The sequence below is a fragment of the Mesorhizobium sp. M0854 genome (assembly GCF_040319815.1).
Lineage (GTDB): Bacteria > Pseudomonadota > Alphaproteobacteria > Rhizobiales > Rhizobiaceae > Mesorhizobium.
In genome coordinates, this window is the sequence record NZ_JAMYOL010000004.1 from 274,114 (window position 1) to 297,686 (window position 23,573).

General features: G+C 63.9%; 27 protein-coding genes. 20 read left to right on the forward strand and 7 right to left on the reverse strand.

Annotation, left to right across the window (positions count from 1 at the left end):
- Window positions 1–182: 182 nt before the first annotated feature.
- The gene (locus tag NKH99_RS09825) at window positions 183–1,250 is read right to left on the reverse strand and encodes a TraB/GumN family protein (protein WP_352767378.1); all 1,068 of its coding nucleotides are present in this window, start codon (window positions 1,248–1,250) and stop codon (window positions 183–185) included.
- An 85-nt stretch (window positions 1,251–1,335) separates the two neighbouring features.
- Complete coding sequence (locus tag NKH99_RS09830) at window positions 1,336–2,274, reverse strand: tyrosine recombinase XerC (protein ID WP_352685329.1); 939 nt, start codon at window positions 2,272–2,274, stop codon at window positions 1,336–1,338.
- Window positions 2,275–2,389: 115 nt separating this feature from the next.
- Here NKH99_RS09830 and rimM point away from each other — a divergent pair, with 115 nt between their 5' ends.
- Together rimM and trmD are read left to right on the forward strand one after the other, a co-directional pair.
- The gene (gene rimM / locus NKH99_RS09835; protein WP_352819189.1) at window positions 2,390–2,989 is read left to right on the forward strand and encodes a ribosome maturation factor RimM; all 600 of its coding nucleotides are present in this window, start codon (window positions 2,390–2,392) and stop codon (window positions 2,987–2,989) included.
- On the forward strand, window positions 2,986–3,684 hold the full coding sequence (gene trmD, locus NKH99_RS09840) for a tRNA (guanosine(37)-N1)-methyltransferase TrmD (protein WP_352685327.1): 699 nt from the start codon (window positions 2,986–2,988) through the stop codon (window positions 3,682–3,684). The genes rimM and trmD overlap by 4 nt, the downstream gene beginning before the upstream one ends.
- Here trmD and NKH99_RS09845 read toward each other — a convergent pair.
- Window positions 3,666–4,418 (reverse strand): sulfite exporter TauE/SafE family protein, encoded by a 753-nt coding sequence (locus NKH99_RS09845; protein ID WP_353013819.1) that lies wholly within the window; start codon window positions 4,416–4,418, stop codon window positions 3,666–3,668. The genes trmD and NKH99_RS09845 overlap by 19 nt on opposite strands.
- Before the next feature lie 366 nt (window positions 4,419–4,784).
- Here NKH99_RS09845 and rplS point away from each other — a divergent pair, with 366 nt between their 5' ends.
- The 5 genes from rplS to leuC all read left to right on the forward strand — a co-directional run bounded on the left by rplS (window position 4,785) and on the right by leuC (window position 9,813).
- Window positions 4,785–5,324, forward strand: coding sequence for a 50S ribosomal protein L19 (gene rplS / locus NKH99_RS09850; protein WP_254817835.1), 540 nt, complete (start codon window positions 4,785–4,787; stop codon window positions 5,322–5,324).
- Between the two features lie 262 nt (window positions 5,325–5,586).
- The gene (locus NKH99_RS09855) at window positions 5,587–6,384 is read left to right on the forward strand and encodes a transporter substrate-binding domain-containing protein (RefSeq protein WP_031212709.1); all 798 of its coding nucleotides are present in this window, start codon (window positions 5,587–5,589) and stop codon (window positions 6,382–6,384) included.
- 266 nt (window positions 6,385–6,650) lie between these two features.
- Entirely contained in the window at window positions 6,651–7,466 is an 816-nt protein-coding gene (locus NKH99_RS09860) for an amino acid ABC transporter permease (RefSeq protein WP_352470797.1), read from the forward strand.
- Window positions 7,467–7,518: 52 nt separating this feature from the next.
- A complete protein-coding gene (locus tag NKH99_RS09865; protein ID WP_352615448.1) occupies window positions 7,519–8,154 on the forward strand; it encodes a class I SAM-dependent DNA methyltransferase in 636 nt (211 codons plus the stop codon).
- A 249-nt stretch (window positions 8,155–8,403) separates the two neighbouring features.
- The gene (gene leuC, locus NKH99_RS09870; protein WP_352615446.1) at window positions 8,404–9,813 is read left to right on the forward strand and encodes a 3-isopropylmalate dehydratase large subunit; all 1,410 of its coding nucleotides are present in this window, start codon (window positions 8,404–8,406) and stop codon (window positions 9,811–9,813) included.
- A 58-nt stretch (window positions 9,814–9,871) separates the two neighbouring features.
- Here the strand turns inward: leuC and NKH99_RS09875 are convergent, their stop codons facing one another.
- Complete coding sequence (locus NKH99_RS09875) at window positions 9,872–10,183, reverse strand: hypothetical protein (protein WP_023679773.1); 312 nt, start codon at window positions 10,181–10,183, stop codon at window positions 9,872–9,874.
- A 161-nt stretch (window positions 10,184–10,344) separates the two neighbouring features.
- Here NKH99_RS09875 and NKH99_RS09880 point away from each other — a divergent pair, with 161 nt between their 5' ends.
- On the forward strand, window positions 10,345–11,541 hold the full coding sequence (locus NKH99_RS09880; protein WP_352615444.1) for a GGDEF domain-containing protein: 1,197 nt from the start codon (window positions 10,345–10,347) through the stop codon (window positions 11,539–11,541).
- A gap of 75 nt (window positions 11,542–11,616) precedes the next feature.
- A complete protein-coding gene (locus NKH99_RS09885; protein ID WP_352470793.1) occupies window positions 11,617–12,837 on the forward strand; it encodes a GGDEF domain-containing protein in 1,221 nt (406 codons plus the stop codon).
- On the opposite strand, the gene NKH99_RS09890 is transcribed toward NKH99_RS09885, so the two are convergent.
- Entirely contained in the window at window positions 12,821–13,180 is a 360-nt protein-coding gene (locus NKH99_RS09890) for a hypothetical protein (RefSeq protein WP_352450158.1), read from the reverse strand. The two genes, NKH99_RS09885 and NKH99_RS09890, sit on opposite strands and share 17 nt — an antisense overlap.
- 256 nt (window positions 13,181–13,436) lie before the next feature.
- Here NKH99_RS09890 and NKH99_RS09895 point away from each other — a divergent pair, with 256 nt between their 5' ends.
- From NKH99_RS09895 to NKH99_RS09925, 7 genes are all read left to right on the forward strand, one after another.
- Entirely contained in the window at window positions 13,437–13,817 is a 381-nt protein-coding gene (locus NKH99_RS09895; protein ID WP_352450157.1) for a hypothetical protein, read from the forward strand.
- 242 nt (window positions 13,818–14,059) lie between these two features.
- Window positions 14,060–14,479: a succinate dehydrogenase, cytochrome b556 subunit gene (gene sdhC / locus NKH99_RS09900; RefSeq protein WP_292663224.1), complete on the forward strand. Its 420-nt coding sequence runs from the start codon at window positions 14,060–14,062 to the stop codon at window positions 14,477–14,479.
- Window position 14,480: 1 nt separating this feature from the next.
- Window positions 14,481–14,876 carry a succinate dehydrogenase, hydrophobic membrane anchor protein gene (sdhD, locus tag NKH99_RS09905; RefSeq protein ID WP_292663226.1) on the forward strand — a complete coding sequence of 132 codons (396 nt, stop codon included), beginning with the start codon at window positions 14,481–14,483 and terminating at the stop codon, window positions 14,874–14,876.
- Between the two features lie 4 nt (window positions 14,877–14,880).
- Complete coding sequence (gene sdhA / locus NKH99_RS09910; RefSeq protein ID WP_352470791.1) at window positions 14,881–16,719, forward strand: succinate dehydrogenase flavoprotein subunit; 1,839 nt, start codon at window positions 14,881–14,883, stop codon at window positions 16,717–16,719.
- Window position 16,720: 1 nt separating this feature from the next.
- On the forward strand, window positions 16,721–17,161 hold the full coding sequence (locus NKH99_RS09915; RefSeq protein ID WP_352470790.1) for a DUF3052 family protein: 441 nt from the start codon (window positions 16,721–16,723) through the stop codon (window positions 17,159–17,161).
- Window positions 17,161–17,940, forward strand: coding sequence for a succinate dehydrogenase iron-sulfur subunit (locus NKH99_RS09920; protein WP_352817311.1), 780 nt, complete (start codon window positions 17,161–17,163; stop codon window positions 17,938–17,940). The genes NKH99_RS09915 and NKH99_RS09920 overlap by 1 nt, the downstream gene beginning before the upstream one ends.
- 240 nt (window positions 17,941–18,180) lie before the next feature.
- Complete coding sequence (locus NKH99_RS09925; protein WP_353013823.1) at window positions 18,181–18,819, forward strand: YceH family protein; 639 nt, start codon at window positions 18,181–18,183, stop codon at window positions 18,817–18,819.
- A gap of 298 nt (window positions 18,820–19,117) precedes the next feature.
- On the opposite strand, the gene NKH99_RS09930 is transcribed toward NKH99_RS09925, so the two are convergent.
- The gene (locus tag NKH99_RS09930) at window positions 19,118–19,543 is read right to left on the reverse strand and encodes an OsmC family protein (protein ID WP_352470788.1); all 426 of its coding nucleotides are present in this window, start codon (window positions 19,541–19,543) and stop codon (window positions 19,118–19,120) included.
- A 239-nt stretch (window positions 19,544–19,782) separates the two neighbouring features.
- On the opposite strand from NKH99_RS09930, the gene NKH99_RS09935 reads away from it, so the two are divergent.
- From NKH99_RS09935 to NKH99_RS09945, 3 genes are all read left to right on the forward strand, one after another.
- Complete coding sequence (locus NKH99_RS09935; RefSeq protein ID WP_352450153.1) at window positions 19,783–20,022, forward strand: hypothetical protein; 240 nt, start codon at window positions 19,783–19,785, stop codon at window positions 20,020–20,022.
- Window positions 20,023–20,024: 2 nt separating this feature from the next.
- Window positions 20,025–20,381: a YciI family protein gene (locus NKH99_RS09940; RefSeq protein WP_352470787.1), complete on the forward strand. Its 357-nt coding sequence runs from the start codon at window positions 20,025–20,027 to the stop codon at window positions 20,379–20,381.
- 143 nt (window positions 20,382–20,524) lie between these two features.
- Window positions 20,525–21,052 (forward strand): hypothetical protein, encoded by a 528-nt coding sequence (locus NKH99_RS09945; RefSeq protein ID WP_353013826.1) that lies wholly within the window; start codon window positions 20,525–20,527, stop codon window positions 21,050–21,052.
- A gap of 136 nt (window positions 21,053–21,188) precedes the next feature.
- Here NKH99_RS09945 and NKH99_RS09950 read toward each other — a convergent pair whose 3' ends face one another.
- The gene (locus NKH99_RS09950; RefSeq protein WP_352818429.1) at window positions 21,189–22,433 is read right to left on the reverse strand and encodes a ubiquinone biosynthesis hydroxylase; all 1,245 of its coding nucleotides are present in this window, start codon (window positions 22,431–22,433) and stop codon (window positions 21,189–21,191) included.
- A gap of 100 nt (window positions 22,434–22,533) precedes the next feature.
- On the opposite strand from NKH99_RS09950, the gene tesB reads away from it, so the two are divergent.
- Window positions 22,534–23,409, forward strand: coding sequence for an acyl-CoA thioesterase II (gene tesB / locus NKH99_RS09955; protein ID WP_353013828.1), 876 nt, complete (start codon window positions 22,534–22,536; stop codon window positions 23,407–23,409).
- The last annotated feature ends 164 nt before the right edge of the window (window positions 23,410–23,573 follow it).

The following is a 23,573-nucleotide window of genomic DNA, read 5'->3' on the forward strand; positions in this document are numbered from 1 at the left end:
CAGGGCAATTCTGATCCGGAATCGCTCGCAGGCATGCATTTCCACCGCAAAATGGGTTCGATCGAGCCAAACCGAACCTTTTTCGGTTTCTTGGCACGAAGCGCGGCTGATCCGCCGGCGCGCCACGCGTAAGGGCTGATCCCGCCTCGGCAATGATTCGGTGTGCAACTCCGCCGTGTCGTTCAGTTGACGGCGGTCACCGTATAGCCGGTCTTGCGGAAACCCTCGACCAAGCCTTGCGCTCCGGGAAGGTGCATGGCGCCGACCGCCATGAAGACATTGCCGTGGGCGAGGATCGGCGCTGCACGATCGACCATCACCTTGTTGCGGCTGGTGATCATGGTCTGCTCGAATTCGGCGTAACCCGATTGGTCGTCGACCTGTTCGGGGACGACAGCCCGAAACAGCGGTACATACATGCCAGTGTCGCCACGCCGGTAAAGCACGATCATGGTTTCGTTGACGTCGTTCACCTTGTCGCCAAGCTTCAGCGTATCGACCAGCCCCTTCAGGTGAAAGGCGATCGGCAGCGAAGCCATGGCGCGCAGCTGGTCGGCGATTGTCTCCAGCCCCTCGACCGATTTGCCCGAAGCCTCGGCGTCCTTGGCAAGCTTGACGTCGAGCACCGGCGCACCGCCAGCCTGGCGGGCTACTTCGCATGCAGGTAGCGCCACCATCGCCGACAGCAACCAGGGTTTCATCTTGGCGACGGTCGCTGGCGGGATGCCACGCGCATCGAGCGCCTTGTTGACCACCGCCGCATCCTCCGGCGACAGCAGCGACGAAAGCGTCGTCTTGTCGGTGAACATCATCAGATCCGGCTCTTTCAGCATTGCTGCCATCATCTTCTGCTTGTCGAGCACTTCGGTGGTCTCGATGATGACGGTGCCAGCCGCATCGAATGCCTTCTGCGCGGCGGGTGGCAGCGTGGTGACGCGCGGGTCGGTAACGTGCATGGTGCCGAACAGGAAGGACGGTTTTTCGCCCGATTTTTCGAGCTTCCACAGCAGGCCCTTGCCGTTCGGCGTCGCTGCCGCCTCCGCCTCGATCTTGCGGTAGGCAGCCGGGTCGTCCTTTTGCAGCGCGCTCAGCATATCGCTACCGGTGCAGGCCGAAGTCTCGGCGCGTGCCTTGCCCGCCGCGAGCAGCGCGACGATGAGGAAAGAGAGGAAAAACAGGGCGTTCAGCGCGACGAGCAGCTTCAGCGACACATGGGTCGCGCGGTCGGCGATGGCGATGAGGCGTTTCATGCTGCGGTTCTAGGCGCAAAAAGCGGCAAAACGGTTAACCGGCGCATCAAAATTGTTGCGAGATGGCCACCGACACATGCATCGATCACGCACGAGGATGAGCTGCTTCGTAAATCTCGAGCAGCCTGGCGGTGTCGACGCCGGTGTATATCTGGGTTGTCGACAGGCTGGCGTGGCCGAGCAACTCCTGGATGGTGCGCAGGTCGCCGCCGCGCCCTAGCAGATGCGTGGCGAAGGAATGGCGCAGCGCATGCGGCGTCGCCGTGTCGGGCAGGTTGAGCGCCGAGCGCAGCTTGGCCATGTCGCGCTGGACGATTGCCGGGTTGAGTGGGCCGCCGCGGGCACCGCGAAACAGCAGGCCCTTGGGATCGAGATGCCAGGGACACAAGCGGCGGTATTCGGCAATCGCCCGCAGCGCCACCGGCAGCACCGGCACCAGCCGGGTCTTGCCACCCTTGCCGGTGACGCGCAGCACGGTATCACCAGGTGAGGAAAGATCGGCGCCCGACAGGCCGAGCGCCTCGGAAATCCGCAAACCGGACCCATAGAGCAGGGTCAGCACGGCGGCGTTGCGCGCGGCAATCCACGGCTCCTCCGCCAGTTGGCCTTCCACCGAGACGACGTGTTTTGCATCGCTTGCGGTCAGCGGCTTGGGCAGCGATTTCGGCTGCCGCGGCGCGCGCAAGGCTGTCGCACCTGCCGCATTGGCGAGGCCGCGCCTTTCCAGGAAACGCAACAGCGAGCGGATGCCGGCCAGCCCGCGCCCGAGCGTACGGGCGCCGGCGCCCTCGGCACGGCGGGCAGCGAGAAAGCCGCGCAAATCGGCGGGGCGCAGATCGGCGATGTCGGAAATGCCGGGCGAGCCGCCGCAATGGCCGGTCAGGAAATGCAGGAACTGACGTGTGTCGCGCTCATAAGCCTCGACGGTTTCGGGCGACAGCCGGCGTTCGCGCGCCAGCATCTTCAGCCAGGCCTCGCGCGCCGCCTGCAGGTCGGGTTTTGCCGATATGAGGAATTCCTGCATTGCACTCTTCCAGTTCCCCGCCATCTTCCGGCACGCGGGTTAGGAAGCGGTGAAGAGCGGCGTCATTGAAATGACGACGGGCTGGGGTTAGAGCAAAGCAAAGGATTTTCCGCAGATGAGCAAGCCGCAAAACCCCGTCCAGATGGCCGTGATCGGTGCCGCGCACGGCATCAAGGGCGAATTGCGCGTCAAGAGCTTTACCGGCGACCCGCTGGCGCTGGCCGATTACGGTCCCCTCTACGCCAAGGACGGCCGCGCCTTCCAGATCGTTGACATCAGGCCCGCCAACACCGTGGTGGTGGTGCGCTTCAAAGGCGTCAACGACCGCAATGCCGCCGAGGCGCTGGCCGGCACCGAATTGTTCGTCGATCGTTCGGTGTTGCCCGATGAGGGCGAAGAGGATGAATTCTACCATGCCGACCTCGTCGGACTGGAGGTCAAGGACGACACCGGTGCGGTCGTCGGCAAGGTCGTCGCCGTGCACAATTTCGGCGGCGGCGACATTCTCGACGTGACGCTGGCGGGGCGCAAGGGCGTGCTCATCCCGTTCACGCAGGCCGCCGTTCCGGAAGTGTCGATCGCCGGCGGCTTTGTCCGCGTTGATCCAGCCGCCGCAGGTTTGGTCGAGGATGAGGACGGCGAGCCTCCCGCTGACGACGGTTTCGACCCCAGGGGCAGGCCGCGCGGGCCGAGGGACGCCGGAGGCAACCGGTGAGTTTTTCGGCTTCGGTGCTGACGCTCTATCCCGAGATGTTTCCCGGCGCGCTTGGCCTGTCGCTGGCCGGCCGCGCCCTCGAGACCGGCATTTGGTCGCTCGAAACGATCCAGATCCGCGACTTTGCCAGCGATCGTCACCGTACCGTCGATGACACGCCGGCCGGCGGCGGCGCCGGCATGGTGATGCGGGCAGACGTGCTGGCCAGCGCCATTGACCATGCCTCGCCGGCAGCCGATCCACGTCCGCGCCTGCTGATGAGCCCGCGCGGCAAGCCGCTGAACCAGGCACGCGTGCGCGAACTCGCCGCTGGGCCGGGTGCGGTGATCGTCTGCGGCCGCTTCGAAGGCGTCGACCAGCGGGTCATCGAGGCGCGCGGCCTCGAAGAAGTTTCGATCGGCGACTTCATCCTGTCCGGCGGCGAGCCGGCGGCACTGGTGCTGCTCGACGCCGTGGTGCGCCTGCTGCCCGGCGTCATGGGCAATGCGGAATCGGGCGAGGAAGAGAGCTTTGAAAACGGCCTGCTCGAACATCCGCATTACACACGGCCGCAGGAATTCGAGGGGCGGCCGATCCCCGAAGTGCTGATTTCGGGCAATCACAGGAAGATCGCGGCGTGGCGGCGGGCCGAAGCGGAGAGGCTGACGAAGGAGCGACGCCCGGATCTGTCAGCCGCTCAGCCCTTATCGAAATAGTAGAAAGCCAGGAACAGGCCGACGGCGATGACGAAGCCGCGCACCGCGTTCTGCGGCACGCGCCTGGCGATCCAGACGCCGGCATAGCCACCCAGCGCGCCACCCGGGATCATGATGATCGCCTGCAGCCAGGCAATGACGCCGCCCGAGACGAAGACGAGGATGGCAACCGCAGCAATGACCACGGCCAGCATGTTCTTCAATGCGTTCAGCCGGTGATAGTCGCCGGACTGGGTGAGACCGAGCGTCGCCAGCATCATGACGCCCATGCCGGCGCCGAAGAAGCCGCCATAGACGGCGGTGGCGAACTGCGCCAGCGACCCGACCAGCGAACCTACCGCGGCCTCATGCTCCGGCTTGGGCGCCGGCTTCAGCCATGGCCCGGCAGCGAACAATGCGGTTGCCGCCAGCAGCAGCCACGGCACCAAGGCGCGGAACGACGGGTTGTCGAGCCCTAGAAGGATGAGCGCGCCAGACAGCGCACCGAGAGCCGAAATGAGGCTGAGCAGCAGTGCGCCACGCCAGAAATGCTCGATGTCGTGCCAATAGGCGAGCGTCGAGGTGATGTAGCCAGGAAATTGCGTCACCGACGATGTCGCATTGGCGACGATCGGCGGCAGGCCGGCCAGGGTCATGGCGCCAAAGGTTATGAACGTGCCGCCGCCGGCAACGGCATTGACCGCGCCTGATAGAAAGCCGGCGAGAAAGAGCAGGACCGCGTCCAAGATTGGCATGAGGGTGTCGTCGCTGGAGGAAAATGCTTATCTTCCGGCTTAGGAAGCTTGACGCGCGGGCGCAACCCCCTGGACCACAAGCGATCACGGGATTGCCACAGCGGCCTCAGCCAAAAAGAAACAGCGCCAAAAAAGAAACAGCGAAGGCGTGACAAAGCGCCGAAATAGCTGTATGTGCGCGCCGAACCGGAAGAAAATATGCCAAGAGGGATCTTCTGGCCCGTCAACAATGACGGTGTAGTCGCCCCTGCCCGATGTTCTCGAACAGAAGTTCTCGAACGAAGGGCATAGCCGAGCGGTCGATGCGACTGCAAGGCGAGTGTCGGACGCTCTGACTGTCGGAAGAACAAGAAGTGGATTATTGAGATGGACATCCTCCGTCAGCTCGAGGCCGAGCAGGCCGCCAAGATCGAAGCCAAGCGCAAGCTCCCCGAATTCCAGCCCGGCGATACCGTGCGCGTCCAGGTCCGTGTGACCGAAGGCACCCGCACCCGCGTCCAGGCCTATGAGGGCGTCGTCATCGCCCGCGCCGGCGCCGGCTTCCAGGAAAACTTCACCGTCCGCAAGATCTCCTACGGCGAAGGCGTGGAGCGGGTGTTCCCGGTCTATTCACCGATGGTCGAAGGCGTCGAGATCGTGCGCCGCGGCAAGGTGCGTCGCGCCAAGCTGTACTATTTGCGTGACCGTCGCGGCAAATCGGCCCGCATTTCGGAAAACACCGGCGTGCGCGCCCGCAAGCTGAACGACGAAGAGCGCGATGCGCTGAACGCCGAGAAGGCGCGCATCGAGGCCGAGAAAGTGGCCGCCGCCCAGGCGCTGGCCGCCGAGAAGGCCGCGCAGGACGCCGCCGAGAAGAAGGCCGCCGACGAGGCCGCCAAGGCCGCGGAAGCAGCTGCCGCCGAATAAGGCTCTTCAAGAACGTATTTTCGGAAAGGCGGCTTCGGCCGCCTTTTTGTTTCGCGAGGCGGATTCTATTTTGCCGGGCTGCATCGGCCGCAATCGATACGGATCGTTCCGTAATGCCGCCGTTGAAAGCATTGAAATCCATTTTCGTGCCGAACGCCGCATCGGAGCGGCTTGCAAGGCGCCGGCGGAAAGCTAAAGTCGGCGCCGGATTTCCTGCATGCCTCGGCCGATCGAGGCGGTTCAGTTCCTGGGGAGCATCGTCATGATCAATTCGAAACTGCTGCTGGCCGGCCTGCTGGCTTGCCTTCTCGTGCCTGTCGCGGCTCTGGCGCAGGCGCTGCCCGACCTCGGCGGCAAGAAAGTGGTGGTGGTGACCGAAAACGCCTATCCGCCGCTGCAGTTCATCGATGCCAAGACCGGCAAGCAGATCGGTTGGGAATATGACGCGATGAACGAGATCGCCAAACGGCTGAATTTCAAGGTCGAGTACCAGAATACCTCCTGGGACGCGATGATCCAGGCGGTTTCCGACAATCAGTACAACATCGGCATGACCGGCATCACCATCAAGGACGACCGCAAGCAGAAGGTCGATTTCTCCGATCCGTATATGCGCTCGGAACAGTTCATGCTGGTGCGCGGCGACGAGAAGCGCTTCACCGATGCAAAGACGTTCGCCGCCTTCAAGGACGGGCTGATCGGCGCGCAGGCCGGCACCACGCCCTTCTACACCGCCGTCTACAGCGTGCTCGACGGCAACGAGCAGAACCCGCGCATCAAGCTGTTCGAGACATTCGGCGCGACGGTGCAGGCGCTGAAGGCCGGCGACGTCGACGTCGTGCTCACCGACGGCACTGCCGGCAAGGGCTATGTCGATGCGTCCAATGGCGGCCTTAAGCTGATCGGCGGCCCACTCGGCACCGAGGATTTCGGCTTCATCTTCCCCAAGGGCTCCGACCTGGTGAAGCCGGTCAACGCGGCAATCGCCGCGCTCAAGGCAGACGGTACGCTCGACGCGCTCAACAAGAAGTGGTTCCTTGATTACAAGATGGGGCAGTAGGCCCGCTTGTTGCGCGCATTTCATGACGATTGTGCGCGGGAACTCGCGCTGACTCTGCGCTCGTACACCCCCCTCTGTCCTGCCGGACATCTCCCCCTCAAGGGGGGAGATCGGATTTCGCATCGGCTTTCGCCAATTTTCAGTGTTGCAGAACGGGCCGCGAGGTCAAAGCTGCCGATCTCCCCCCTTGAGGGGGAGATGGCCGGCAGGCCAGAGGGAGGTGTGACAGAACGCTGCCTTCGTGACTCTGTTATCGGTACCGCTTGATGCCGTCGGCGCCTCTCGCCTCAGCCAAATCCGACTTCCCGTGGTGGCTTGCCGTGGCCGTGGCGATCGCCTTGGCCGCCGCCATCTTCATCGCTGCCAGCGACGTCTATGCCCAGGTCTTCGCAACCGTCGCCAAGGGCATCGGCGTCACCATCTTCGTCACGGTGGTCGCCTTCGCGCTGGCTTGCGCGATCGGCCTCGGCGTCGCGCTGATGGGCCTGTCGGGCTCACGCTGGCTCAGCCAGATCGCCCGCTTGTACGTCGAGATCATCCGCGGCGTGCCGATGCTGGTGCTGTTGTTCTGGATCGCCTTTGCCGGCGCGCCGGCCTTCGTCGCGGCATGGAACGCGCTGATGGCGCCGCTGCAAAGCGCCGGCCTCTTCGGTGAGCTGCTGGTACGCGACGTGTCGTTGCTTTGGCGCGCCGTCATGGCGCTGACCATCGGCTATTCGGCCTTCATCTCGGAGGTGTTCCGCGCCGGTATCCAGGCGGTCGAGAAGGGGCAGATCGAAGCGGCCAAGGCGCTCGGGCTGACGCGCACCCAGCGCTTCCGGCTGGTCATCTTTCCGCAGGCGATCCGCACTATCCTGCCGCCGCTCGGCAATGATTTCGTCGCCATGGTCAAGGATTCCTCGCTGGTCTCGGTGCTCGGCGTCGCCGACATCACCCAGATGGGCAAGATCTACGCCGCCGGCTCGTTCCGCTTCTTCGAAACCTATTCGATCGTCGCCTATATCTATCTCATCCTGACCGTCGGCCTGTCGTTGGCCTTGCGGGCGCTGGAGAAGCGGCTGCGCCACCAGCATGGGGAATAGAAGGCAGGCGAAAACGGCGCTACCATCGAGCGGACGCGACCGGGGAGGACCCATGATCATCGACAAGGCCAATGCGGCGCTGGAAGCGGTCTATACGGCCGACACGCCCGAGACGCTCGCCAAGGCCTATGCGCAATGGGCCGCGACCTATGACGGCGAAACCGCGGCGCTCGGCTATCTCCTGCCGTTCCTGATCACCGCCTGGGTGGCGCGCCATGTGCCGCCGGGCGAAGGGCCGCTGCTCGACGCCGGTTGCGGCACCGGCCTGTCGGGGCCGTCGCTCAAGGCACTCGGCTACCACGATATTGCCGGGCTCGACCTGTCGCAGGACATGCTGAAAATCGCCGGCAGCCGGCAGGCCTACAGCGAGCTGAAACAGGCGATGCTCGGCGGGCCATTGCCTTGGGCGGACGGGTATTTCCGCGCCTTTTTCTCGACCGGCGTGTTCACCATCAGCCACGCACCGGCGTCGGGCCTGCATGAACTGATACGCATCACCAGGACGGGCGGCCACGCCATCTTCACGGTCCGCGACCAGGTGTTTGAAAGCGGCGGGTTCAAGGCCGTGTTTGGCGAACTGGAGCAGGCGAAAAAATGGCGGCCGGTCGAGGAGAGCCCGTGGTTCCGCTGCTATGCAATCGCCGAGCCCGACGCGCTGGTGAAGACCTTCGTGTTCAAGGTGCTGTGAAGCGCCTGCGAAGGCAGACGCGATTGCTGAAAAGCCAAAACATTGATATGAGCAGCGCCATGGAAGAGCTTTTTGGCGATCCGGCCTATAAAGGTTTCGTGCTGCAGGACAGGAAACGCCTGCCGTCGCGATTTTCCGCGCGCGTTTCCGGCGCTCTGACCAGCCGACTTCGCTAGGGCAGACTCGCCAGGCTGCTTCGCCGGGCCGACCGGCGTCCTTTTCCCTTTTTAAATCGACGGATTTACGCACATGAGCGCACCGCGCACCCTCTACGACAAGATTTTCGACGACCATGTCGTCGACCGCCAGGACGACGGCACCTGCCTGCTCTATGTCGACCGCCATCTGGTCCACGAAGTCACCAGCCCGCAGGCTTTCGAAGGCCTGCGCATGACCGGCCGCAAGGTTCGGCATCCGGAAAAGACGCTGGCCGTGGTCGACCACAATGTGTCGACCTCGCCCGAGCGCAAGTTCGGCATCAAGAACGAGGAAAGCCGCATCCAGGTCGAGGCGCTGGCCAAGAACGCCAAGGATTTCGGTATCGAATATTATTCCGAGAAGGATATCCGCCAGGGCATCGTCCACATCATCGGTCCCGAGCAAGGCTTTACGCTGCCCGGCATGACCATCGTCTGCGGCGACAGCCACACCTCGACGCATGGCGCGTTCGGGGCGCTGGCGCATGGCATCGGCACCTCGGAAGTCGAGCATGTGCTGGCGACGCAGACGCTGATTCAGCGCAAGGCCAAGAACATGCTGGTGCGCGTCGACGGCGCACTGCCGGAAGGCGTCACCGCCAAGGACATCATCCTTGCCATCATCGGCGAGATCGGCACGGCCGGCGGCACCGGCTATGTCATCGAATATGCCGGCGAGGCAATCCGTGCGCTGTCGATGGAAGGCCGCATGACGATCTGCAACATGTCGATCGAAGCCGGCGCGCGCGCCGGCCTGATCGCGCCCGACGAGACCACCTTCGCCTATGTCAAGGACAAGCCGCGCGCCCCCAAGGGCGAAGCCTGGGACGCCGCGCTCGCCTACTGGAAGACGCTGCAGTCCGACGAAGGCGCGCATTTCAACAAGGTGGTCGTGCTCGACGCGGCAAAGCTGCCGCCGATCGTCTCCTGGGGCTCCTCGCCCGAGGACGTGGTCTCGGTGCAAGGCATCGTGCCGAACCCGGACGACATCACTGATGAGAACAAGCGCACCTCCAAGCAGCGCGCACTCGACTATATGGGCCTGAAGCCGGGCACCAAGATCACCGATATCGAACTCGATCGCGTCTTCATCGGCTCCTGCACCAATGGCCGCATCGAGGATCTGCGCGCCGCCGCCAAGGTGATCGAGGGCAGACAAGTCAATCCGCGGGTCAGTGCGATGATCGTGCCGGGCTCCGGCCTGGTCAAGGAACAGGCAGAGGCCGAAGGCCTCGACAAGATCTTTGTCGCCGCCGGCTTTGACTGGCGTGAGCCGGGCTGCTCGATGTGCCTTGCCATGAACGACGACCGGCTGAAGCCGCATGAGCGCTGCGCCTCGACCTCGAACCGCAATTTCGAAGGGCGCCAAGGCTTCAAGGGCCGGACCCATCTGGTGTCGCCGGCAATGGCCGCGGCGGCGGCGATCGCCGGCCATTTCGTCGACATCCGCGAGTGGAAATAGGGCAGGCGCGCGCAGTCGGATATGAGGAGCCCGAGGCGCAATGCGGTTCGGGCATTCTTCAGTCGGGCCGCCTGACGAATTCGTGGAATCCCTCACGGCGGCCGGGTTGGTCCTTTGCGACGACCAGCGCCAGTTGGCGCTCGTCGAAGAGTTTGAACCATTCATCCCATTCGACCAGTTCGTAGCCGCCGGCATTGACCGGACGTTCGGCCTCATCCTGGTCCTGATAGGCATGCTGGCCGAAGACCAGCCTCAGCATGGGCTGCGTTCCGGCTTCGGGCGACACGTCGACGATCGCCGGAAAGCCGGCGCGTGCCGCGGCCCATGAGCGAATTGCATCGTGATCGGTCAGCATGATCGTGTCGGCCATCGGAGCGTCTCCTGGTTGCCGTCGTGAAACGCCGCTCGCCGTTCGCGGTTCCGCCCAGCGGCTTTGTCGACGCACCTGTCGTATATTCGCTTTCGCTTAACCGCTTGTTTGGGCTTCCGCTCTAAGGTCCTCCAAGGGGAAGCGAGGGGAAATTACAGCGCTTGGACACCGGCCTGCTCATAGCGCTGCTCAATCCAGGCATCGCCCTCACACTCGGCGCGGCATTTCTCGTGCTGTGGTTCTATCAGCGCCACCGTCCCTATCTGGCTGTGCTGGCGGCGGGCTACTCGGCCTCGGCCGCAGGCTTCCTGCTCCAGTATTTCACGCTGCCGGTCGGCATGGCGCCGACCAAGCTCATCTCGATCCTGTGCTTCACCTTCGCCACCTGCTGTCTCGCCGGCGCGGTCATTGCGCGCTATGGGCGGCGCGTGCCTTACCCGGCGGTCGGCATTCTGGCCTGCGGCGGCCTGGCCGCGTTCTCGTGGTTTCTTTTTGCCCGGCCGGATCTCACCTGGCGCATCCTTGCCATCAATTTCAGCTTCGGCGGCATCAGCCTGGTTGTCGCCGCCGAGTTGCGCGTGGTGCGCAACAACGGCCCGACAGAAATGATCCTGTTCGTGCTGTCGCTGCTTTCCGGCCTGAACTTCCTGGGGCGGACGCTTGCCGTCGTCATCGCGCATGGGCCGTTCACCAGCTATGAAGGGCTTTACTCCTCGTCCTACTGGACGACGGCTCTGCTGTCGCATGCATTGCTGTCGCTGCTTATTGCGCTTTGCCTGTTCGGCGCCGCCGCGCTCGATGTGATGAAGGCCCTGAAGACCGAAACCCTGACAGACCCGCTGTCGGGCCTGCTCAACCGCCGCGGCTTCGAGGAGCGCGCCATGCTTGTCCTGCAGCACTGTGCCACGGCGCAATTGCCGGTTGCTCTGGTGCTTGCCGATCTCGATCATTTCAAGGCGCTCAACGATCAACATGGCCACGCGGCCGGCGATCGCGTCATCGCCGACTTCGCTGCCAAGCTTCTGTCGGCTGCAGGTACGCGCGGCGTTGCCGGCCGCATCGGCGGCGAAGAGTTCGCCGTGCTTTTGCCGCTCAGCGACCTTGGCGCGGCAAGACTGTTTGCCGAAACCATTCGCACGCTCTATTCGGCGGACAGAATCGACGGGCTTCCGCCCGAGACAAGAGTGACCGCGAGCTTCGGCGTGGCCGCCCGCGCCAGCGACGAAGGGCTGGACCCGCTGATGCGCCGCGCCGACGAAGCGCTCTACAGAGCCAAAAGGAGTGGCCGCGACAGCGTATGCCTGTCCTATCAGCGGCCTGAGACGGTCGTCCTTCCCAATAGGACCAGTGCTGGCTGAGCGTCAGCGACGGCTTCGAATTAACGTCTTTTTCGCGCGTTGGTGATTTGCTGTTCGGGGGAGTGCCAAAACGCCATGGGCAGCGCTAATTTCATCCTGCTGATCAACCTGTTCGTTGCCGGGCTGCTGGCGGCGGCCTTCATGACGATCGCGGTCTATGACGCCGGCCGGGTGTCGGCACGCTGGCTGGCGTTCGGCTATGTGCTCGGCACGGCTTATTTCGCGATCGAGTTCAGCATTCCTGCCTTCGACAATGCGCGCCCCGTGGTTGTCGCCGCCTTTGCCGCCTTCCTTGGCGCTACCGTCGCCTTCAATGGCGGGCTTGCCCATAAATACCGCGTTTCGCCGCCTTGGCCGCCGATGCTGTTCTTCCTGGTCTTCGCCACCCTCGCGGTCTACTTCGTGCAGGACCTGCCACGCCAATCGTTCGTGCGAATGGCGGCCTACCAGCTTCCCTATGCGGCCATGCAGTTCACCGGGCTGGCGATCGTCTTGTCGTCCAGGCAAAGACGCGAGCGGCTCGACTATATGCTGATGGCTGTCCTTGCGGCCAGCACCTTGCAGTTCGCCAGCAAACCCTTCATCGCCCATGCGCTTGGTGGCTGGGGCGCCAACCCGCAATCTTATGCGCAGACCAGCTATGCGTTGGTGTCGCAGTCGGTCGGCACCGTGTTCGGCCTGGCGCTTGCGCTGGTGACATTGGCTATCCTGGTCCGCGACGTGCTCGCCGAGGCGACGTCGAAATCGGAAACCGACACGCTTTCGCGGCTGCTCAACCGTGGGGGCTTCGAGCGCCATGCCGAGATCGCACTGCGTGACGCCATGCGGCGCGCCGTTCCAGCGGCACTGGTCATTGCCGATCTCGACCATTTCAAGCGCATCAACGATACTTACGGCCACGCGTCGGGCGATCGGGTCATCGAGACCTTTGCCGGTTTTCTCCGCGATGCCGCGGCCGACCATCATGTCGCCGGCCGCATCGGCGGCGAGGAATTCGCGATTTTCCTGCCGGGGACCAATCTAGCCGCCGCCCGGCTCTTTGCCGAGGGCACGCGGAGCGCCTTCGGTGCCACGCCGATCGACTGCCTGCCCGCGGATCACCGCTGCAGCGCCAGCTTCGGCGTTGCCGAGCTTGGTCCGGGCGAAAGCTTTTCCGACCTGTTGCGGCGCGCCGACAAAGCGCTCTATCAGGCGAAGGGCAGCGGTCGCGATTGCGTGCGTGTCTCGGTGGGGCCGGCTGTTGCCCTGCCGGCGCCGTCAACCAAGGGCGGCGTGGCCGTCAGCGGCAGGGGCTGAGCTCCGGCATTTCGCCGTCGGAGAGGCCGTACATATAGCTGCGGCCCTTGACGAAAACCGGCGGCCTATAGCAGTCGCCGCCGCGGACATCGTCCGATTCGTTTTCGTAGATCACGTCGGGCTGGCCGGCGCTGGTGTAGTCGGACAATTCCTTGGCCAGCTTGCCCTCGCCAACGAGGATACGCTTGTAGCCGGCGGCGCTGTCGATGACGAGATTGCCGAAGGAATCGGCATAGACGCGGTCATGATGGCGCGTCCCGGCGAATGCCGGTGCGACGACGCCGACGGCGAGCGCCGCCAATAGGAACCAGGGAAGGCGCGATCCTGCTGAATTCGAATGCATGGCGTGCTGCTCCAGTTGCTGAGAGGCAAGCCTCCTCGAATCAGAAATTAACCTTTTATTAACCTTTGTTAAGAGGGCAACCGCAGCACGGGCGAGGTCTCGGAAAATATGGTTAATACCCGATCGCCCACCGGCCATCATTCGGCCACGCCTTGTTCCCACCATTCCCAGCATCGGGCGCGACTCAAAAAGCATGAAATCCGGTGGCTTGCCGGAGCATCGCGGCGGGCTCGATACGCGGTGGGGAAGGCAGCAAATGAGATTACGCCGCACGTTTCGGATGGCGCTGGCCATTCCGCCGCTGCTGGCTGCAGCCGCCTGCGCGCCGCAGACCAGCGCGCCCAAGCTCGGCAACACGGCCGCCGCTTCCGTGTCGCTTGCTCCGGCTGCTAGCGAACCGACGGCACCGCAGCCGCGCACAGCTACTTACAACTGCGCCGACGGCAGCGTGATGACCATCGAGAATCTCGGCACGTCGGTGCGCGTCCTCGGCCAGAACGGCGCCAGCGCCGAGCTGCCGGCCTCACCGGCCAATCAGACCAGCCGTTACGGCGAGGCGCATGACGCAATCGTGATCGATGGGCGTGAGGCGCTGGTGATGAAGGGCGGTGCATCACCGCTGGCCTGCAAGCGCTGATCCGCCCCTTGCGCCAGCCATATTTTGCAGTGCGACGACATTGTGCCGGCGCAAGGCGACAGCCCTAATCGATTGAAGCTGAAAGCCTCGCTTTCATCAGACTAAATTACGTTTTCGAAACGGTTTTCCGGCTTTGACGCGGTGCAAAAAGAGCATTAGAAACCGGCTGTCCGAAGTCGCAACCGGAAGCGGTAATGCCGCATTCCCACCTGAGGCTCCAGAGACGCCGAACTGGGGGAGCCATGAGCAAATCACCAGCCACCCGCGAATTTGCCAGGCGTGAACGGCCGCTTTCGCCGCATCTGACCGTCTATCGGCCGCCGATCACCATGACGATGTCGATCGTCCACCGCATCACCGGCGGGGCGCTCTATTTCGGCACGCTGCTGGTCGCGCTGTGGCTGATGGCGGCGGCGAGCTCGGAGGCGACCTTCAACGCCGTAAACTGGGCCTTCGGCTCGTGGCTGGGACGGCTGGTGCTGTTCGGCTACAGCTGGGCGCTGATGCACCACATGCTGGGCGGTGTGCGCCATCTTATCTGGGACACTGGGGCAGGGCTGGAAAAGCATACGGCATCGAGGATCGCCTGGGCGACGCTTGCCGGCTCGGTCACGCTGACGCTGCTGATCTGGATCGCCGGCTACATGGCGCGGGGAGCCTGACATGAACGGCAAGAACACCGACATGCGCACGCCGCTGGCCAAGGTCCGCGGCCTCGGTTCCGCCCGCGAGGGCACCGGCCATTTCTGGCGCCAGCGGCTGACGGCGATCTCCAACATCCCGCTGGTCCTGTTCTTCGTCGGCTTCCTGATCGCACTCAACGGCGCCAGCTATCTCGAGGTGCGCGCCGCACTTGCCAATCCGTTCGTTGCACTGGTGCTGGCGCTGGTGCTGTTGTCGGTGCTCTACCACATGCGGCTCGGCATGCAGGCGATCATCGAAGACTATGTGCATGGCGAAGGCACCAGGCTGGCGCTGCTCGCCCTCAACACATTCTTTCCCGTAGTCGTCGGCGTCGCTTCGGTCTTCGCCCTGCTTAAACTGGCATTTGGAGGCTGATTTTTTGGCCAAGGACGCGAAGAACGCCAACACGGCTTCCGCCTATAGCTATGTCGATCACAAATTCGACGTCGTGGTCGTCGGCGCCGGCGGCGCCGGCCTGCGCGCCGCGCTCGGCATGGCCGAACAGGGCCTGCGCACCGCCTGCATCACCAAAGTGTTCCCGACGCGCTCGCATACGGTTGCGGCGCAGGGCGGCATCGCCGCCTCGCTCGCCAATATGGGTCCCGACAACTGGCAGTGGCATCTCTTCGACACCGTCAAAGGCTCAGATTGGCTGGGCGACACCGACGCTCAAGAATACATGGTGCGCGAAGCGCCGGCGGCGGTCTACGAGCTCGAGCACTACGGCGTTCCCTTCAGCCGCACCGAGGACGGGAAAATCTACCAGCGGCCGTTCGGCGGCATGATGATGAATTTCGGCGAGGGGCCGCCGGTGCAGCGCACCTGTGCGGCCGCCGACCGCACCGGCCACGCCATGCTGCACACGCTCTACGGCCAGTCGCTGAAGCACAATGCGCAGTTCTTCATCGAGTATTTCGCGCTCGACCTGATCATGGAGCCGGACGGCACCTGCACCGGCGTGGTCGCCTGGAACCTCGACGACGGCACCATCCACCGCTTTTCGGCCAAGATGGTGGTGCTGGCGACCGGCGGCTATGGCCGCGCCTATTTCTCGGCCACCTCGGCGCATACCTGCACCGGCGATGGCGGCGGCATGGCCGCACGCGCAGGCCTGGCGCTGCAGGACATGGAGTTCGTGCAGTTCCACCCGACCGGCATCTACGGCGCCGGCTGCCTGATCACCGAGGGCGCGCGCGGCGAGGGCGGCTATCTCGTCAATTCCGAGGGCGAGCGCTTCATGGAACGCTACGCGCCGTCGGCCAAGGATCTGGCTTCGCGCGACGTGGTCTCGCGCTGCATGACGCTGGAAATCCGCGAGGGCCGCGGCGTCGGCCCGAAGAAGGATCACATTTTCCTGCATCTCGACCATCTCGACCCGGCCGTTCTGCACGAGAGGCTTCCGGGTATTTCGGAATCGGCAAAGATCTTTGCCGGCGTGGACCTGACCAAGGAGCCGATCCCGGTGCTGCCGACGGTCCACTACAATATGGGCGGCGTGCCGACCAATTACTGGGGCGAGGTGCTGAACCCGACGGCGTCGAATCCGGACCAGGTGTCGCCCGGGCTGATGGCGGTCGGCGAAGCCGGCTGCGCCTCGGTGCACGGCGCCAACCGGCTTGGTTCGAACTCGCTGATCGACCTGGTGGTGTTCGGCCGCGCGGCGGCAATCCGGGCCGGCCAGGTGATCGACCGCACATCGGCGATCCCTTCGCCCAACGAGACCGCCGTCGAAAAGATAATGGACCGCTTCGACCGGCTGCGTCACGCCAACGGCTCGACGCCGACAGCGGTTTTGCGCGAAAAGATGCAGAAGGCGATGCAGGAGGACGCGGCGGTGTTCCGCACCCAGGAATCGCTGGAAAGCGGCTGCAGGCGCATTTCGCAGATCTGGGGTGAACTCGGCGACGTCAAGGTGTTCGACCGCTCGATGATCTGGAACTCCGACCTGGTCGAGACGCTGGAGCTGGAAAACCTGATGGCCAACGCCATCACCACCGTCTACGGCGCCGAGGCGCGCAAGGAAAGCCGCGGCGCGCACGCGCGGGAGGACTTTTCGGCCCGCGACGACGCCAACTGGCGCAAGCATACGCTGGCCCGGCTCAACGAGGCCGGCGAGGTGGCGCTCACCTACCGGCCGGTGCACACCGAAACGCTGCTCAAGGAAGCAGACGGCGGCATCAACCCGGCCAAGATCGCGCCGAAGGCCAGGGTGTATTGAGATGAGGCTGCTGGCGGTTGCGGGATATTCCGGCACGCCCCTTCCGGCCAAGCTCGGCCTGAAGGACGGGATGATTGCCGCTTTCGTCGCCTTGCCGGCCGAACTCGAGGATTTGGCCGAAGCCGTGGATTTTGCCGAGCTCGATCGGCTGGCCAACTGGTCGGCGATTTCGGGCGTTCATGAGAAATACGATGCCGTACATGCTTTCACCCGGCAGCGTGTCGAGATCGAGGACCGTCTTGGCGACGTCGAAGCGGCAATCAAGCGGGACGGCATGGTCTGGGTGTCATGGCCGAAGAAGGCATCGAAAGTGCCGACCGACGTCACCGAGGACGTTATCCGCACAGAGGCGCTGAAGCTCGACCTTGTCGACGTCAAGGTCGCCGCCGTGAACGAGATCTGGTCCGGGCTGAAGCTCGTCATCCGAAAGGACCTGAGGTAATGGTCGAACTCACGCTTCCGAAAAACTCGAAGATCATGGCCGGAAAAACCTGGCCGAAGCCGGAGGGCGCGACCAACCTGCGCGAATATCGCATCTACCGCTGGTCGCCGGACGATGACGAGAACCCGCGCATGGATACGTATTTCGTCGACATGGACGATTGCGGGCCGATGGTGCTCGACGCGCTGCTCTGGATCAAGAACAAGATCGACCCGACGCTGACGCTGCGCCGCTCCTGCCGCGAGGGCATCTGCGGCTCGTGCGCCATGAACATCGACGGGTCGAACACGCTGGCCTGCACCAAGGGCTGCGACGACATTTCCGGCGCGATCAAGGTCTATCCGCTGCCGCACATGCAAGTGGTCAAGGACCTGGTGCCCGACCTCACCACTTTCTACGCCCAGCACGCCTCGATCGAGCCGTGGCTGAAGACGGTGTCGCCCGAGCCGGCCAAGGAATGGCTGCAGAGTCATGAGGACCGCGAAAAGCTCGACGGGCTCTATGAGTGCATCTTGTGCGCCTGCTGCTCGACCTCCTGCCCGAGCTACTGGTGGAACGGCGAGCGCTATCTCGGCCCGGCGACGCTGCTGCAGGCCTATCGCTGGCTGATCGATTCCAGGGACGAGGCGACGGGCGAGCGGCTCGACAATCTCGAAGACCCGTTCCGGCTCTATCGCTGCCACACCATCATGAACTGCGCCCAGACTTGCCCCAAGGGGCTCAACCCGGCGAAGGCGATCGCCGAGATCAAGAAGATGATGGTGGAGCGACGGGTTTAAGCGGCGGGCGGGTTGCAGCCGAGATCGTCTCGTCCGCAGCGATCCTTCGCGCCCCCCTCTGTCCTGCCGGACATCTCCCCCTCAAGGGGGGGAGATTAGCAGCTTGGAGGACAGCGCCCTTTCTGCAGCCTTGAAAGGTGGCGAAGCGGTGATGACAGCCAATCTCCCCACTAGAGGGGGAGATGTCCGGCAGGACAGAGGGGGGCGCCGTCCCGTCGAGTTCGAAAGGATAGCAAACTTATGACCGATTCCGACCTTCCCATCCTCTCTCCCGTCGAAGCCCGCGTGCTCGGCTGCCTGATCGAGAAGAAGGAGCTGACGCCGGACGTCTATCCGCTGACGCTCAATGCGGCACATGCGGCGGCCAACCAGAAGACGGCGCGCGAGCCGGTAATGTCGGTCGAGCTCGCTGAGGTCAGGCGGGCGCTTGGCCAGCTGGAGCAGAAGGGCCTCGTCAGGCAAGTGTTCGCGTCGCGCGTCGAGCGCTACGAGCATGTCGTGGCGCAGCGCTTTTCCCTGACCTCGGCGCAGATCGCGCTACTCGGCCTGTTGCTGCTGCGCGGCCCGCAGACGGCCTATGAATTGCTGGCGCGAAGCGAGCGCATGGCGCGGCTGCCGTCGATCGACGAGCTTCGCGGCAATCTCGATCTGCTGATCGGCCGCCGGCCACCGCTGGTGCAGCAGATCGATCGCGGCCCAGGCCAGCGCGAAGACCGTTATGTCCATCTGCTCAGCGGGCCGCCGCAGCTGTCGGCTGCCGCAGCGCCCCTGCAGTCGTCCTCGCCGGCGTCGGATCTGGAGACGCGCGTGCAGGCCCTCGAGGAAGAGGTCGCGGCATTGCGCGCCCGTCTCGACGCACTGTCCGGCGATGGGCGATAAGGATTTTCGAGACGTCGGTGACGGCCCCTCAGGTAACGTGTTCGTTGCCTACTTTCGATTGGCTGGCGCTGCCCCGCCTGCCGGCGACCTCTCCCCGTATAGGGACGAGGAGAGGGACGCTCTTTCGACGGTTTCGTCAATCATCAACGTTGCAAGAAGGGTGCCGCAGCTGCGGCCAGCTTCTTTCTCCCCGTCACTTACGGGGAGAAATGCCCGGCAGGGCAATGAGGGGCGGCGCCGACTTCAACAATTGATGGACTCCAACACCAGTTGGAATCTATCAGGCATAAAAGCTCCCTCACCCGAGCCTGGCGTCGAGCGATACTTTGATGGCGCCGAGCGCTTTCGAGACCGGGCATTCGGCCTTGGCCTTCTCGGCCAATTCCTTGAACTTGGCGGCATCGATGCCCGGTACCTTGCCGACCAGCGTGATCGCGCTGCCGGTGATGCCGGTGCCGGGGACCAGCGTTACTACGGCCTTGGCGTCGAGCTCGGCAGCCGGAGTGCCGTTCTCGGCGAGAAAATGCGAAAGCTGCATGGCGTAGCAGCCGGCATGGGCGGCGGCGATCAGCTCTTCCGGGTTTGTGCCGGATTTGCCGCTTTCATCCTCGAAACGCGTCTTGGCCGAATAGGGTGTGCCCTTCAGCACCCCGCTCTGGGTTTCGAGCGTGCCCTTGCCTTCCTTGAAACTGCCTTTCCAAACGGCGTTGGCGGTGCGGTCCATCAATTCCTCCTTGATTGTCGTGGCTGAGCCCGTGATCGGCATCCAGTCGACTATAGCGCGCGCGGGAGCGAAGGCCACCCGCGCTTTCGTATCGGCCGCAGCGTGACACATCGTGGTCAGGCAAAAAATCGCTCGGGAAAAAAATCGCGAAAAAAAATATGCGTGCAAAAATGTCGACTTCCATCTGTCCCGGCCGTCCTGCGGGCGGCCATGGAATTGGTGGCCGGATGGAGGACCACATGAACAATCTGTTTTCTGCTCACTGGACAAGCACCGGCCACAGGGCCGGTGAACAGCAAGCCGACTGGTCGCGCCTGCAGCCTTCCGGCTTTGGCCGGCTGCTTGCGGCGATTGCCATCATTGGGATTGCGGTATCTCTTCTCGACTATGCTGCGGCCGGTCTCGATTCTGCGGCAGGCAAGGGCTCCGCGGAGATTTCCGTAGCCTCGTCTTCGGCTTCAAGCCAGGAATGGAGATAGAAATGAAGTATGTTTGCCTGGTCTATGGTGAAGAAAAAGATCTCTACGCAATGACCCCCGAGAGGCTGGCCAAGCTCGACGCCGATTCGATGGCCCATGACCGGTCATTGGACCAACGCGGGATGCTGATCATCGCGCAGGCGCTGCAATCGGTGAAAACGTCGAAAACCGTTCGCAGGCGCAAGGGCAAGCGGCTGGTCACCGACGGCCCCTTCGCCGAAACCAAGGAGCAGTTGCTCGGTTTCGTCATGATCGAGGCCGAGAGCCTCGACGAGGCGCTGGGGATCGCGGGCGAGATTCCGCTCGCCGAAATCGGCACGATCGAGGTGCGGGCGATCTACAAGGTGCCCGGGTCATAGAGATGTCTCGATAAGTTCCTCCGCGGAGCGGTGGCGACCAACGACTGGCGCAGGCTGTCGTTTTCTTCAATCGGCGCAACTTTTGCGTGTTGAAGCGAAGCAATACTTCTCCTATCGTCGCCCGAGATTGGGGGATCTTGGGCATGCATATATTGATTGCTGCAATCGGCCTGCTGGGGGCGGCGGCGTTCTGGTGGTACCGGCTGAAGACCATGAACGACGCGGCGCGTGAGGTTGCCGACGTGGTTGGCCGCGTCCAGGGCAACGTCCGCCGCAAGAAACTACGCAAGCAGGCGGCGCTCTCGCCGCTGACGGCGATCGACGATCCGGTCGTCGCCGCCGCGACGCTGATCACCGCCATCGTTTCCGAACATGGTCCTGTGCTGCCGCAACGCGAAGCTGCCATTCGATCGGTGATCTCGGAGATTGCCGACAAAAAACAGACCGATGAAGCGGTGATCTACGCCAAATGGGCGGCATCGCAAATCGACGACGCCACGGTCGTAATCGACAAGCTGGCACCGTTCCTGCGCGAACGGCTCGACGCGGCCGAAAGGAGCGATCTGCTGCGGATGGTCAGCCGTGCGGCGGAAGCCGGCGGACAAAACCTGCCGATTCCCGACCAGCGCATGCTGCGGCTGCGCCAGAAGCTGGGCTTCGAGGTCAACTAAGTCCCCTGATACGAAATTCGGCAGACCGCATGGCGATTAAGCCGAGACGCCTGATCGCTTCGTCATCCTGGGTCTTCTCTCCGCTTCGCGTCGCTACGCCCAGGGATGACGAAGTTGGGGAAGCTTCAGGGCCTGTTTAGATCGCCTCGCCCTTCAACAATTTCGGCGTGTCGCCGGACAGACCCGACGCCTGGCGGATGAAAAACCCCTTCAGCCGGGGCATGCGCTCGACGAGGCCGAGGCCGATGTCGCGCAAAGTGCGCAGCGGGCCGAAATCGTTGGAAAACATCCGGTTCAGCACATCGGTGGTGATGCCCATCTGCACCGTGTCGAAACGCCGCCATTGCTGGTAGCGCTCGAGCACGTCGAGCGCGCCGATGTCCTGGCCGAGCCGGTCGGCCTCGACCACCACTTCGGCCAGCGCCGCCACGTCCTTGAAGCCGAGATTGAGACCCTGGCCGGCGATCGGGTGGATGCCGTGGGCGGCGTCGCCGGCCAAGGCGATGCGCGGCGCGACGAAGGCGCGCGCAATGATCAGCCCGAGCGGCCAGGCACGCGGCTTGTCGGCGAGATGGATTTCGCCGAGTTTCAGGCCAAAGCGCTGCTCGAGCTCATATTCCAGGACCAGCGTGTCGCCACTGACCAGTTTCTCGGCATCCTGCGACCGTTCGACCCAGACGATCGACGAGCGGTTGGTGCCGTCCTTGCCCGGCTTGAGCGGCAGCGTGGCAAACGGGCCTGCGGGGAGGAAATGCTCTTCGGCGCGGCCGTTGTGCGGCCGCTCGTGCGCCACCGTGCAGACGATGCCGGACTGGCCATACTCCCATTTCACCGTCTTGATGCCGGCCATGTCGCGCAGCTTCGAATTGACGCCGTCGGCGGCAACCAGCAGCCGCGCCTTCAGCGTCGCGCCGTCGGCAAGATGCACGGTGATGCCGGCGCCGTTGATGTCGAAGGCGCTGACGGCGACGCCTTCGATGATGCCGATGCCGAGTTGTTCGGCGCGCCGGCGCAAGGCGCCGTTCAAATCCTTGTTGGCGACCATATGCGCAAAGGGTTCGCCGGGCGCGACCTCGCCGTCGAAGGTGAGGAACACCGGGCGGACCGGATCGGATGTGCGCGAATCGGTGACGATCATTTCGGTGATCGCCTGCGCCCCCGGCGCGATCTCGTTCCAGACGCCGAGCTGGTCGAGCATGCGGCACGCGGCGGCGGCAATCGCCGAGGCGCGGCCGTCCTTCTGCCAGACCCTGGCGGGTGCCGCATCGACGACCGCGACGGCGAGGCTCGGCCGCGCCTGCTTCAGCGACACGGCGGCGGCCAGGCCGACATAACCGGCGCCGGCGACCAGAACGTCGAGCGAATTCTTGCTGTCGAGCATGGCAATTCCTTTCGCAGCCTGACTGTCGCCGGGCATTCCGCCCTTGACTGCCCGCTGTTCCTGTCGGAAACCGCCATGGTAATTTTGCGGCGAGGTCAAGATGACGGCAGCCATGGACGAGCTTCTCGGCATTCTCGACCTCGAGCAGCTGGAACACAACCTGTATCGTGGTCGCAGCCCCAAGCTCGATTGGCAGCGCATCTTCGGCGGCCAGACCATCGCCCAGGCGCTGGTCGCCGCGCAGCGAACGGTCGAGCCCGAGCGCCACGTGCATTCGCTGCATGGCTATTTCATGCGGCCGGGCGACACCAAGGTGCCTATCATCTACGAGGTCGACCGCATCCGTGACGGCGGCTCCTTCACCACGCGCCGCGTCGTGGCGATCCAGCACGGCCAGGCGATCTTTTCGCTGGAAGCCTCGTTCCAGCAGGATGAGGTCGGCCTGGAACATCAGGTGCCGATGCCGCAGGACGTGCCGGCGCCCGACACGTTGCTGTCGCAGCGCCAATTGCTGGGCAAGTTCGGCGAAGCCGTGCCCGACGGCATCAAGCGCTATTGGGAGCGCGACCGGCCGATCGAGATGAAGCCGGTGATGCTGAAGCATTATACCAGCCGGGAAAAACTCGAGCCGAAGCAGAACATCTGGATCCGCACCACCGGCCCGGTGCCGGCCGACCGCGCCACGCAGGCGGCCGTGCTCGCTTACCTCTCGGATATGACGCTGCTCGACACCTCGACCTTTGCTCATGGCCGCGCCATTTTCGATCGTGATATCCAGGCAGCCAGCCTCGACCACGCCATGTGGTTCCACCGCAGCCATCCGCTCGACGACTGGATGCTGTACACGCAAGACAGTCCGTCGACGCAAGGATCGCGTGGCTTTACCCGCGGCTCGCTGTTTGCCCGCGACGGCACCTTGATCGCCTCGGTTGCCCAAGAAGGACTCATCCGGCTGAAGCGGCCGCCTGCGGAGTAGGCATTTTTCGAAATTTGCCTATTTTTTAAGCATATGCACTGCCGCGCCTGTGAACAGGCAGCTGCCAGACCTTCTCGATTTCGTTGTTTAACAACAGCTTAACACCCTGCTTCGGCAATTGGCACGGAGCTTGAATCCTAGCGGGCACTCTCCGGCTCTCATGG